Consider the following 11,760-nt stretch of genomic DNA (forward strand, 5'->3'; position numbering starts at 1 on the left):
GAAAGTCCTTTCAGCTCAGAATTGCCGACAATTCCTTGGCCGCCTTGAGCACTGCGTCCTTGCCACGCATCACGACGTCCTCGCGGTGCGAGATCAGGTTGATACACGTTGGCGGCGAAGGTGGTTCGCGATGGACCGGCACGGCCAGACCGTAAGTGTTCGGCTCGATCTCGCCGTGGGTGATGACCCAGCCCTGCTCGCGGGCCCGCGCGACCAGCTCGCGTTCCCCGGGCCGCGGCGGCATGCTCGCCAGCAGCGCGATACCGGCGGCCCCGCGGTGCAGCGGGTAGCGGCTGCCCTCATGGAACGCCAGCTGGTAAGCGACCTGGGTGGGCACGATCACCGCCAGCGCCACTTGCTGGTCACCCTCGGCCGCCAGCAGCGACACCGTGGTGCCCAGCTCGTCGGCCAGCGCCCGCAGGGTGGGCACGCTCAGCTGGCGCATGTTGCGGTCGAACGACGCACCTAACACCGCCAGTCCCGCCGCCGGGCGGTACCGGCCGTCCTCGCCCTTGGCGATCAACCGGAACTCGGCCAGCGTGCCGAGCAGCCGATAGGCGATGGTGCGGTGCACCCCGATGCCGTCGGCAACCTGTTGGACCGTCAGGCCCGCGGGCGCACCGGCGACCAACTGCAGCGCGCCCAGCCCTCTGGCCAGCGTCTGCGAACCGTTCACGGCCTCGTCGCTTCCCTTGACAGACCCGCAGCGGAGAGTGATGCTCTATACATAGTGCACATTCATGTGCGATTTTAGCACATGATGCTCACCGAAAACGAGAACAGAATTTCCGTAGGAAAGGAAGCGGGTGGCGGAGTTCGAGAGCGTCTGGAGCGACCTGCAGGGTGTCCCGTTCGAGCAGGGCTACCTGGACGCCGGCGGCGTCCGAACCCGCTATCTGCATGCCGGCGACGCGGATGACAAGCCGGTCCTGGTCCTACTGCACGGGTCGGGCGGCCACGCCGAGGCGTACGTCCGCAACCTGGAGGCCCACGCCGAGCACTTTTCCACGTGGTCGATCGACATGCTGGGCCACGGCTACACCGACAAGCCCGGCCATCCGCTCGAAATACCGCACTACGTCGAGCATCTGATCGCGGTGCTCGATGCGATCGGCGCGCGGCGTGCCCACCTGTCCGGCGAGTCGCTCGGCGGCTGGGTGGCGGCGCGCGCCGCCGTGGACCACCCGGAGAGGGTCGACCGGCTGGTGCTCAACACCGCCGGCGGCTCACAAGCCGATCCCGAAGTGATGCAACGGATTATCACGCTGTCGATGGCGGCCGCCGAGAACCCGACCTGGGAGACCGTGCAGGCGCGGATCAAGTGGCTGATGGCCGACAAGTCCAAGGACTACGACGATCTGGTGGCCAGCCGCCAACGCGTGTACCGGCAGCCGGGTTTCGTCGCCGCGATGCGCGACATCATGGCGCTGCAGGATCCGCAGATCCGGGCCCGCAACCTGCTCGGCCCGGCCGAATACGGCGCCATCAGCGCGCCCACCCTGGTGCTGTGGACCAGCGACGACCCCACCGCCGACGTCCGCGAGGGCCGCCGGATCGCCTCGATGATCCCCGGCGCGCGCTTCGAGGTGATGCCCGGCTGCGGGCACTGGCCGCAGTACGAGGACGCCAAGACCTTCAACCGGCTGCATCTCGACTTCCTGCTGGGACGCCCGACGTGACCAACGAAGTCGACGTCGTCGTGGTCGGGGCCGGCCCGGTCGGACTGACGTTGGCTAACATTCTTGGCCTGCAAGGGGTTCGGACGCTGGTGGTCGACGAGCGGGCGTCGCTGATCGACTATCCCCGCGGCGTCGGCCTGGACGACGAGGCGTTGCGCACCTTCCAGGCGATCGGCCTGGTCGACGCGATCCTGCCGCACACCGTGCCCAACCAGATCCTGCGCTTCGTCGACGCCAAGCGGCGCGTGCTGGCCGAGATGGCGCCTGCCGACGCCCGATTCGGCTGGCCCAAACGTAACGGCTTCGTGCAGCCGTTGGTCGACGCCGAATTACTGCGCGGTTTGGACAGATTCGAGCATGTCGAGGTGTGGTGGAACCGCCCGATGACGACGTGCACGCAGACCGCCGACGCGGTGACGGTCGAGCTCGGCGGCGACGGCGAGCCCAGTGTGCGGGCGCGCTACGTCGTCGGGTGTGACGGCGGGCGCAGCACCACGCGGCGGCTGATGGGGGTGTCCTTCGACGGCACCACCTCGTCGACCCGCTGGCTGGTGATCGACCTCGCGAACGATCCGCTCGGTCACCCCAACAGCGAAGTGGGCGCCGACCCGGAACGTCCCTATGCGTCGATCTCGATCGCCCACGGAATCCGCCGGTTCGAGTTCATGATTCACGCCGACGAGACCGACGAGCAGGCCGAGGATCCGGCGTTTCTCGCGCGCATGCTCGCCCCGTTCGTCCCGCACCCCGACCGGGTCGACGTGATCCGCCGCCGCGTGTACACCCACCACTCCCGGATCGCCGGCGCGTTCCGCCGCGGCCGGCTGCTGCTGGCCGGCGACGCCGCGCATCTGATGCCGGTGTGGCAGGGGCAGGGCTACAACAGCGGGATCCGCGACGCCGCCAATCTCGGCTGGAAACTGGCCGCGGTGGTCAACGGCCAGGCCGACGACGCGTTGCTCGACACCTACGACGTGGAACGACGCAAGCACGCCCGGGCGATGATCGACCTATCCACGATGGTGGGCCGGGTCATCTCGCCGACCAACCGCCGGGTGGCCGCCGTCCGTGACCTGCTGGTGCGATCAGCCTCAATTGTGCCCTCGCTCAAGCGGTATGTGCTGGAGATGCGGTTCAAGCCGATGCCGCGGTACGAGACCGGCGCCGTCGTGCACACCACACCGAACTCGCCAGTGGGCACGCTGTTCGTGCAACCCCGGGTGGACACCCGTGACCAACAGGACGTCATGCTCGACGACGTGCTCGACACCGGGTTCGCGGTGCTGTGCTGGAACAACAATCCCAGGGGAATCCTTGGCGCACAAGCGTTCTCGGACTGGAAGGCGCTGGGCGCGCGGTTCATTGCGGCACGGCCGCTCGAACAGCTGCACTGGACCGGACACGACGACCCCGACGTGGTGATCGTCGGGGACCGCGACGGTGATCTGAAAGCCTGGTTCGACACCCGTCGGGAATCCGTGCTGTTCCTGCGCCCCGATCGCTGCATCGCCGGCGCCTGCATCGCCCAACTCGCACCCGAGTTGAGCGTCTCGCTCTTCGACGTCCTCACCTTGACACCGGGAGGAAACCGTGCCGCTAGCCCTGTGCTGTATGTCTCACAGCCCGCTACTGAATCTGCCAGGGCCGTCGCAGGACCTCCTTGATGACATCGACACCGCACTCGGCGAGGCTCGCGACTTCGTCAACGACGTCGACCCCGAACTCATCGTGGTCTTTGCACCGGACCACTACAACGGGTTCTTCTCCACGCTGATGCCGCCGTTCTGTATCGGCACTGCCGCACAGGGTGTCGGCGACTACGGCACTTACGCCGGCCCGCTCGACGTCCCCGATTCCCTTGCGGCCGGCTGCGCGAAAGCGGTCCTCGCCGCGGGCGTCGACATCGCGATATCCGCGTGCATGGACGTGGACCACGGCACCGTCCAACCGCTGGAAAAACTGTTCGGTGACGCGACGGCCCGACCGGTGATCCCGATCTTCGTCAACTCCGTCGCCACCCCGCTGGGACCACTGCAGCGGTCCCGGGCGCTCGGCGGGGCAGTGGGCAACCACCTCGCCACGCTCGACAAGCGGGTGCTGGTGCTGGGATCCGGTGGGCTGTCGCACGATCCGCCGGTCGGTGTGCGGAACCACCGGATGACTCCCGAGGAGCGACAGGCCCGACAGATCGCAGTGATCGACGCGGCCAAACGCTACGCCGACGGCACCAGCGACCGCCAGCCCATCAACCCGGCCTGGGATCATCGCTTCCTCGACATCGTCGACTCCGGGCAGCTGGTTGACCTCGATCAGTGGTCCAACTCGTTCATCACTCACGAGGGCGGCAACTCCGCGCACGAAATCCGCACCTGGGTCGCCGCTTTCGCCGCTCTGGCGGCCGCGGGGCCGTATCGGACCACCGTGCGCTACTACAAGGCGGCCGCCGAGTTGATCGCCGGTTTCGCGATCCGGACGGCGGTGCCGACATGACACATGAGGTCGACGTGCTGGTGGTCGGTTCCGGCGGCGGCGGCATGACGGCCGCGCTGACCGCCGATGCCGTCGGGCTGGACACCCTCGTTGTCGAAAAGGCTTCGTATTTCGGTGGTTCCACCGCGCTGTCCGGCGGCGGCATCTGGGTGCCCGGTGCACCTGCACAACGCCGCGAGGGCTACACCCCGTCGCCCGACGGTGTCGTCGAGTATTTACGCCGCATCACCGACGGCCTGGTCAGCGACGCCCGGATCCGCCGGTACGTCGAGGCGGCGCCGCAGATGATGGAGTTCCTCGAACAGCTCAGTCCGTGGTTCGAGTTCGTCTGGAAGCCCGGCTACGCCGACTACTACCCGGAGTTGCCGGGCGGCTCGGAGCTGGGCAGCACGATCAACGTGCCGGCGATCGACCTGCGCACGCTGGGCCCTGACGAGCAGCACCTGCTGCAGCCGCTGGCGCTGGCGCCCCGCGGAATCTGGCTGGGCCCCAAGGAGCTTCGGTCCTTCTATCAGGTTCGCCAGTCCTGGGCCGGCAAGGCGGTGCTGGTCAAGCTGGTGTGGCGGATGGTGCGGGCGCGGGTTTTCGGCGACCGGATGGCGGCCATCGGCCAGTCGCTGGCGGCGCGGCTGCGGCTGGCGATGAAAGACCGCGGCATTCCGCTGTGGCTGGACTCGCCGATGACCCAGCTGATCACCGACGCCGACGGCTCGGTGACCGGCGCCGTCGTCGTCCAAGACGGTGCGCCACAGCAGATCCGCGCCCGCTGCGGCGTCATTCTGGCGACCGGCGGATTCGATCACGACCTCGCCTGGCGCAAGGAACACCAGCCGGTGGTCGACCAGGATTGGAGCTTCGGCAATCCCGCGGCCACCGGCGACGGCATCCGGGCCGGGCAGCTGGTCGGTGCCGCCGCCGACTTGCTTGACGAAGCGTGGTGGTTCCCCGCCATCCAATGGCCTGACGGCAGGCTGCAATTCATGCTCAACGAACGCATGATGCCGTCACAGTTCATCGTCAACGGCGATGGGAAACGCTTCATCAACGAGGCCGCGCCCTACATGGACTTCGGGCACGCCATGATCGAGGGCCAGAAGACCGGCGTCACCCACATTCCATGCTGGCTGATCACCGACCACCGGTCGTGGAACCGCTACGTCATCGCCGGACACCTTCCGCTGCCGAAGATTCCGGGCGCGCCGGTACCCACCGGCCGCAAGGTCCCGCAAGCCTGGCTGGAATCCGGTGTGGTGAAGGCCGCCACCAGCTGGGCGGAACTGGCCGCCAAGATCGGCGTCCCCGGCGCCGCACTGGAAGACACCGCAACACGATTCAACGAGCTGGCCCGCAAAGGCCACGACGACGACTTCAACAGAGGTGACAGCGTTTACGACAACTATTACGGAGATCCCACCCTGGACAATCCCAACCTGTATCCCCTGGGCAAACCGCCATACTACGCGTTCCAGATCATTCTCGGCGACCTCGGCACGTCGGGCGGCTTGCGCACCGACGAGCATGCCCGGGTGCTGCGCGCCGACGACAGCGTGGTGCGCGGCCTGTACGCGGTGGGCAATACCGCGGCGCCGGTGATGGGCCGCAGCTACGCCGGCGCCGGCGCCACGATCGGACCGGCCATGACGTTCGGCTACGTCGCGGCCAAACACCTTGTCAGCCAACGGCCAACCCTTATTGGAGGTAACCAGTGAAAATCTCACTGTTCTACGAATTCGCCCTGCCCCGCCCCTGGGCGCCCGACGACGAGCGGATCCTGCTGCAGGAGTGCCTCGACGAGGTGGAGGCCGCCGACAACGCCGGCTTCTCCACGGTCTGGCTGACCGAGCACCACTTCCTCGAGGAGTACTGCCATTCCACCGCGCCGGAGATCTTCCTGGCCGCCGCCAGCCAGCGCACCAAGAACATCCGGCTGGGTTTCGGCATCATGCATCTGCCGCCGGTGGTCAACCACCCCGCCCGGGTGGCGGAGCGGATCGCCACCCTTGATCTGCTCTCCAACGGCCGGGTGGAGTTCGGCACCGGAGAATCCTCGTCGGTGGGCGAGCTGGGGGGCTTCGGCATCGACCCCGCCGACAAGCGGGCGCAGTGGGAGGAGGCGCTCGAGGTGTCGATCCGCTGCATGATCGAAGAACCCTTCACCGGGTTCAAGGGCGAACACATCGAGATGCCGGCCCGCAACGTGATCCCCAAACCGATGCAAAAGCCGCACCCACCGGTATGGGTGGCCTGCACCCGACCCGCCACCGTCCAGATGGCCGCTCAAAAATGCATCGGCGCACTGAGTTTCGCCTACACCGGCCCCGGCCCGCTGACCGAGCGGGTCAACGGCTACTACAAGGAATTCGAAGAGAACGGCGTCCCGGTCACCCCGGCGATCAACCCGAACATCCTGGCCATCGGCGGCGACCTGTCGATGATGGTCGCCAAGACCGACGAGCAGGCACTGCAACGCCTCGGAAAGGGCGGCGGCTTCTTCTCGTTCGGGATCATGCACTACTACATGACCGGTGTGCACACCCCGGGCCGGACCGGCGTGTGGAAGCGGTATCTCGAAGAAGTCGAGAAGGATCCGACGCTGGCCTACGGTCCGGGCCGCGGGGCGATCGGCTCACCGGCCACGGTGCGGGAGTTCCTGCGCGGCTACGAGGAGAGCGGCGTTGACGAGATCATCCTGCTGCTCAACCCCCGCAGCCACGAAGGCACCATGGAGTCCATCGAGATCATGGGCAAAGAGGTACTGCCCGAGTTCATCGAACGCGACGCAAAAGCGGTGGCCGACAAGGCAAAGCGGCTGGAGCCGGTCATCGAGAAGATCGAGGCGCGCCGCACCGCGTCCACGGCACCGGAATTCGACGAAAGCTACTCGTTCGGCGGCCTGCCCACCGGCCGCGGCGGCAAGTTCACCGCCAGCGAGATTCCCGAGGCCATGGCCGAAATCAACGAGGGACGCGTCCAGGCTGCGCAGCGCGCCAAAGAACAGCGGAAGTGATCGAGCAACTCTGGCGATATGACGGCCGCCGCGTAGTGGTCACCGGCTGCGCGTCGGGGATCGGCGCGCACGTCGGGCGTCAGCTCACCGAGCTGGGCGCCGAGGTCGTCGGGCTGGACACGCGGCGGCCGGCATTCGAGCTCGGTGAGTTCCACCAGGTGGACCTCGCCGACGGCGAATCGATCGACCGCGCTGCCGCGTCGATCGGCACCGGGGTCGACGCGCTGTTCAACGTCGCCGGGGTGTCCTCCGGGATCGGCGACCCGCTGCGCGTCGTCGCCGTCAACTTCCTTGGCTTGCGCCACCTTACCGAGGTGCTCACGCCCACGATGCGGCCCGGCTCGTCGGTGGTCAGCGTGTCCTCGCTGGCGGCGGCCGGCTACCGGGACCATCAACGGGAGGTGGCCGGACTGCTGGACACCAGAACCATGCCCGAGGGAATCGAGTGGTGCCGGCGCCATCCCGACGCGCTGGCCGGCGGGGGCTACCGGTTGGCCAAAGGAGCAGTCATTCTCTACACCATGAAAACCGCCGCCGCGCTCGGTGCCCGCGGTATCCGGATCAACTGCACCGGCCCGGGCGTCACCGAAACACCGATACTCGACCAACTCCGCTCTGCCTACGGCCAGGGCTATCTCGACGACATCCCCAAGCCACTGGGCAGGGTCGCCGAGCCCGAAGAGCAGGCGTCGGTGCTGGTGTTCCTGAACAGCCAAGCAGCCAGCTACATTTCGGGCCAGGTCATCTGGGTCGACGGCGGGGCGGTGGGAGCGGCGATCGCCGCCGAACTCGAGGCGGGTCGGGCGTCGTGGCCGGCCTGAGCGACTTTCGCCGGGTCGCGCGCGAGGTCAGCAACTGGGGCCGCTGGGGCGACGACGACGAGATGGGCACGTTGAACTTCATCGACGCGGACAACGTCGCCCACGCCGCCAGCCTGGTCAGGCGTGGCGCAGTGTTTCCGCTCGGTGTGGACTTCGGTTCGGCGGGCCCGCAGGGCGCGTTTCAGTTCCGGCACAACCCGATCCACGTCATGACCGTCGACGGCGGCGACGCGTCCACCTTGGCGCAGTACGGCCCGAAGTGGACCCGAAACTCGGTGGCGCAGGAAGTGAGCGGGTATTTCGAAGACGGCCTGTTGCGCTTCAACGACGACATGATCATCATGCCGTTGCAGGCGGCCACCCAATGGGATGCGCTGTCCCACGTGTACTACGAGGACCAGCTGTACAACGGCTTCCCGGCCAGTTCGGTCACCAGCTACGGCGCCTTTCACTGCGGCATCGACAAAGTCGACGGCAAGGGCATCACGTCCCGCGGGGTTCTGCTGGACCTGGTCCGGCATCGCGGTGCGGACACCTTCCTCGAACACGGCAACCCGATCACACCCGAAGAGCTCGACGACGTGGTGCGCGCGCAGGGCCTGACGATCGGCCGGGGAGACATTGTGCTGATCCGGACCGGTTGGTGGGCGCGGTTTTTGACCACCGGCGACGGCAGTGAGCCGGGTGCGGGCCTGGACTGGCGCTGCGCGTCCTGGTTCCACGACCACGACGTCGCCGCGGTGGCCGCTGACAACCTGATGGTCGAAGACCCGGTGTCCGGTGTCGAGGGCGCCTTCTTGCCGATGCACATGCTGTGCCTGCGCGACATGGGCCTGATGCTCGGCGAGTACTGGGATCTGACCGCGCTGGCGGCGGACTGCGCGGCCGACGGGGTCTACGAGTTTCAGCTCGTCGCACCGCCGTTGAGAGTCGTGGGTGCGGTGGGCTCGCCGGTGAACCCGATCGCAATCAAGTAGGGATGAAGATGACACAAGCTGTTGGGCCACTGGTGGTCGGCGTCGGCGGCACGCTGCGATCGAACTCGTCGACCGAGCGGGCGTTGTGGCACTGCCTGGAAGCCGCCCGGCGCCAAGGCGGACGCACGAAGCTCTACTGCGGCGAGGACATCGAGCTGCCGATGTACAACCCGCACGATCCGGCCCGCACCGACAAAGCCGTCGAGTTGATCGGCGCGTTGCGGGAGGCCGACGCCGTCGTCGTTGCGTCACCCGGATACCACGGCGGGGTCTCCGGGCTGGTGAAAAACGCGCTGGACTACATCGAGGACATGCGCGACGACTCCCGGGTCTACCTCGACAACAAGCCGTGGGGCTGCATCAGTTGCGCCTACGGGTGGCAGGCCGCGGTCGGCACGCTCGACCAGCTGCGGGCGATCGGTCATGCGCTGCGCGCCTGGCCCACTCCGCTGGGCGTCGCGATCAACTCGGCGGACCAGATCTGGGACGAGGCAGGCGGACTGGCGGACGCGGGCGTGCGGGCCCAGCTCGACCTGCTGGCCTCGCAGGTGCTGACGTTCGCGCGCTCGGCCCCGGGCACGACATGACCTCCTGGCAGCGCAAAACCGTCGTCGTCGACGGTCTGATCACCAGCTATCTGGAGGCGGGCGCCGGCGAGCCGGTGGTCCTGCTGCACGGCGGGGAATTCGGGGCCAGCGCCGAAATCGGTTGGGAGCACACTATTCCGGCGCTCGCCGAGCATTACCACGTGCTGGCGCCGGACATGCTGGGCTTCGGTGAGTCGGCCAAGGTCATCGACTTCAACGACGGACGCGGAATGCGGATCCGCCACATCGCGCGGTTCTGCACCGAAATGGGCGTCGAATCGGCACATTACGTCGGCAACTCGATGGGTGCGATCAACCTGCTCGTCGACGCCACCTCGGAGTCGCCGTTGCTGCCGGTGCGCAGCATCGTGACCATCTGCGGCGGCGGCGAGATCCAGCGCAACCAGCACATGGAAGCGCTCTACGACTACGACGCCACCGTCGAGGGCATGCGCCGCATCGTCGAGGCGCTGTTTCACGATCTCGCCTTCCCGGCCGACGACGCGTACGTGCGGCGGCGCCACGAATCGGCCACCGCGCCGGGCGCCTGGGAGGCCCTCGCGGCGGCGCGGTTCCGCCGGCCCGGCGCGCCCCCGCCCCCGGCGCCGTCCAGCCGGCGCGCCTACGGCCGCATCTCGGTTCCGACGCTGGTCGTCGAGGGCGGCTGCGACAAGCTGCTCCCGCCCGGCTGGGCCAAAGAGATCGCGGACCAGATCCCCGACGGCCGCTCCGCGGTGGTCGACGCCGCCGGCCACTGTCCGCAGATCGAGCAACCGGCGATCGTCAACCAGCTGCTTCTGGACTTCCTCGCATCGATGACATGAACGCGGCGCATCGTGCGTGGTCAGTGGTCCGACGTGATTGGATCCCACACCCGTGAGAAGCCGAACTCCTTGAAGTCGTTGATGTTTCGCGTAGCGAACTCGTCGACACTGTGGTGGCGCAATGTCAGGGCCAGCCGCGCATCGAATAAGCGCCGGCGAGCAATTCCGGGCGTGGCTGCCAGCACCCATACGTCGTTCATCACCGGGGCGTTTTCGATGAGCGCCCACCGCCGGTTCCGGCGGAACGCCTGACAGACCTCTGCCGCCGCGGGGGCATCGAGTGGTTGCGTCACCACCGCGGGGTTCCGCAGCAGTTGATACAGCTCCAGAAGCACGAGCTCACAGACCGCGACGTCGGTGCGATCGGCGCACTCGACGAGAAAGGCGGCGGCGGCGTCGTGTTCGGGGCAATCCTGATTTTGGGCATACAGCAGGACGTTCGTATCGATCGAGAGCACGGCCACTCACGCTTCGTTGGCGAGCTCGCGCCACGCGTCGTCGGATACCCGAAACGGACCGAGTCGACGCGGAGCGGGCGGCTGCCAGGCGTTGCCCGCCACGTCGCGCTTCGGGTAAATCCGCACCATGTGTTCCAGCCCGCGACGAACGACCTCGGCAAGGGTCATCTCGTGCTCGCGCGCAACTCGCTTGGCGTCACGATAAAGCTCATCCGGGAGCTGGACCTGCGTGCGAATCATACATCAAATCTACATCTGTATCTAAAACACATCAATCATAGTCCTGCGCAAACCGTTAGGTCGAAAAGTTGTACTTCGGCGATGATGGGGTGTTGTTGGCTATGGACGACGCCGGGGTTAGCGAGGTGCTAACTGCGGTGACGCAGGCGGTGCAGCTCAGGTCGGCTCGCCTAGATGAGTAATTCCTAACCGCGGCGGCGGGTGAGTTGCGGCGGGTTGTTGATGCGTACCGCTGTTGGTTGTCTGTGCGGCGTGGCGGCTTGTGACTGATGTGGTTGGAGGGCATCGATGGACGTTTGTGACGACGAACCTCGATGCCCTCCTGACCGAACTGTATGTGACGATCGATGATCATGTCATCGGACCGGACCGACGGCGAGTCGGTCGACCGAAGAGACTCACCGATGCCGAGCTGGTGTGCCTGGCCGTGGCGCAGGTACTGCTCGGTGCTCGCAGCGAACACCATTGGCTGCGTATGTGTTTGGGCCGGCTGCGCCATCTGTTTCCGTATTTGCCCAAGCAGCCGGGCTACCACAAACGGATCAAGGCCGCCGCTCCGTTGATCTGCAAAGCCATGCTGTATCTGGCCGCCCAGTGCCCCTCGTGGGCCGACGACCTGCGACTGGTCGACGGCACGCCGATCCCGTGCGGGGCCTCCCGGGAGACGGTGCGCCGCT

At 67.1% G+C, this 11,760-nt stretch carries 12 protein-coding genes and 1 pseudogene; 10 read left to right on the forward strand and 3 right to left on the reverse strand.

Annotated elements, in window-relative coordinates:
• Positions 1–10 precede the first annotated feature (10 nt).
• Positions 11–676, reverse strand: a complete 666-nt coding sequence (locus AWC14_RS17690) for an IclR family transcriptional regulator (RefSeq protein ID WP_045374275.1) — start codon at positions 674–676, stop codon at positions 11–13.
• A 130-nt stretch (positions 677–806) separates the two neighbouring features.
• Between AWC14_RS17690 and AWC14_RS17695 the strand changes: the two genes are divergently transcribed.
• From AWC14_RS17695 to AWC14_RS17735, 9 genes are read left to right on the forward strand one after another with little or no spacing between them, the layout of a single operon-like run.
• A complete protein-coding gene (locus AWC14_RS17695) occupies positions 807–1,679 on the forward strand; it encodes an alpha/beta fold hydrolase (RefSeq protein ID WP_045374272.1) in 873 nt (290 codons plus the stop codon).
• Positions 1,676–3,343: a bifunctional 3-(3-hydroxy-phenyl)propionate/3-hydroxycinnamic acid hydroxylase gene (locus tag AWC14_RS17700; protein WP_045374269.1), complete on the forward strand. Its 1,668-nt coding sequence runs from the start codon at positions 1,676–1,678 to the stop codon at positions 3,341–3,343. The genes AWC14_RS17695 and AWC14_RS17700 overlap by 4 nt, the downstream gene beginning before the upstream one ends.
• Positions 3,291–4,169: a 3-carboxyethylcatechol 2,3-dioxygenase gene (locus tag AWC14_RS17705; protein ID WP_045374266.1), complete on the forward strand. Its 879-nt coding sequence runs from the start codon at positions 3,291–3,293 to the stop codon at positions 4,167–4,169. Before AWC14_RS17700 ends, AWC14_RS17705 begins: the two co-directional genes overlap by 53 nt.
• On the forward strand, positions 4,166–5,878 hold the full coding sequence (locus AWC14_RS17710; RefSeq protein ID WP_045374264.1) for an FAD-binding protein: 1,713 nt from the start codon (positions 4,166–4,168) through the stop codon (positions 5,876–5,878). Before AWC14_RS17705 ends, AWC14_RS17710 begins: the two co-directional genes overlap by 4 nt.
• On the forward strand, positions 5,875–7,176 hold the full coding sequence (locus tag AWC14_RS17715) for an LLM class flavin-dependent oxidoreductase (RefSeq protein WP_045374262.1): 1,302 nt from the start codon (positions 5,875–5,877) through the stop codon (positions 7,174–7,176). Before AWC14_RS17710 ends, AWC14_RS17715 begins: the two co-directional genes overlap by 4 nt.
• Positions 7,173–7,997 carry a coniferyl-alcohol dehydrogenase gene (locus AWC14_RS17720; protein WP_045374259.1) on the forward strand — a complete coding sequence of 275 codons (825 nt, stop codon included), beginning with the start codon at positions 7,173–7,175 and terminating at the stop codon, positions 7,995–7,997. The genes AWC14_RS17715 and AWC14_RS17720 overlap by 4 nt, the downstream gene beginning before the upstream one ends.
• Positions 7,985–8,974, forward strand: a complete 990-nt coding sequence (locus AWC14_RS17725; protein ID WP_045374256.1) for a cyclase family protein — start codon at positions 7,985–7,987, stop codon at positions 8,972–8,974. Before AWC14_RS17720 ends, AWC14_RS17725 begins: the two co-directional genes overlap by 13 nt.
• An 8-nt stretch (positions 8,975–8,982) precedes the next feature.
• Positions 8,983–9,561 carry an NADPH-dependent FMN reductase gene (locus tag AWC14_RS17730; RefSeq protein WP_045374444.1) on the forward strand — a complete coding sequence of 193 codons (579 nt, stop codon included), beginning with the start codon at positions 8,983–8,985 and terminating at the stop codon, positions 9,559–9,561.
• Positions 9,558–10,385, forward strand: coding sequence for an alpha/beta fold hydrolase (locus AWC14_RS17735; protein WP_045374253.1), 828 nt, complete (start codon positions 9,558–9,560; stop codon positions 10,383–10,385). The genes AWC14_RS17730 and AWC14_RS17735 overlap by 4 nt, the downstream gene beginning before the upstream one ends.
• Before the next feature lie 20 nt (positions 10,386–10,405).
• Here the strand turns inward: AWC14_RS17735 and AWC14_RS17740 are convergent, their stop codons facing one another.
• Together AWC14_RS17740 and AWC14_RS17745 are read right to left on the reverse strand one after the other, a co-directional pair.
• The gene (locus tag AWC14_RS17740) at positions 10,406–10,843 is read right to left on the reverse strand and encodes a TA system VapC family ribonuclease toxin (protein ID WP_045374434.1); all 438 of its coding nucleotides are present in this window, start codon (positions 10,841–10,843) and stop codon (positions 10,406–10,408) included.
• A 6-nt stretch (positions 10,844–10,849) separates the two neighbouring features.
• Positions 10,850–11,083: a hypothetical protein gene (locus AWC14_RS17745; protein WP_045374250.1), complete on the reverse strand. Its 234-nt coding sequence runs from the start codon at positions 11,081–11,083 to the stop codon at positions 10,850–10,852.
• 298 nt (positions 11,084–11,381) lie between these two features.
• Here AWC14_RS17745 and AWC14_RS17750 point away from each other — a divergent pair.
• Positions 11,382–11,760, forward strand: a pseudogene (locus AWC14_RS17750) (IS982 family transposase); the annotation flags it as partial.

Origin of the sequence: Mycobacterium kyorinense (assembly GCF_002101735.1) — a bacterium.
GTDB lineage: Bacteria > Actinomycetota > Actinomycetes > Mycobacteriales > Mycobacteriaceae > Mycobacterium > Mycobacterium kyorinense.

Excerpts from the sequence above, each read along its gene's own strand:
- AWC14_RS17735 (WP_045374253.1), top strand. The coding sequence starts at position 9,558 with ATGACCTCCTGGCAGCGCAAAACCGTCGTCGTCGACGGTCTGATCACC.
- AWC14_RS17710 (WP_045374264.1), top strand. The coding sequence starts at position 4,166 with ATGACACATGAGGTCGACGTGCTGGTGGTCGGTTCCGGCGGCGGCGGC.
- AWC14_RS17705 (WP_045374266.1), top strand. The coding sequence starts at position 3,291 with ATGTCTCACAGCCCGCTACTGAATCTGCCAGGGCCGTCGCAGGACCTC.
- AWC14_RS17745 (WP_045374250.1), bottom strand. The coding sequence starts at position 11,083 with ATGATTCGCACGCAGGTCCAGCTCCCGGATGAGCTTTATCGTGACGCC.
- AWC14_RS17730 (WP_045374444.1), top strand. The coding sequence starts at position 8,983 with ATGACACAAGCTGTTGGGCCACTGGTGGTCGGCGTCGGCGGCACGCTG.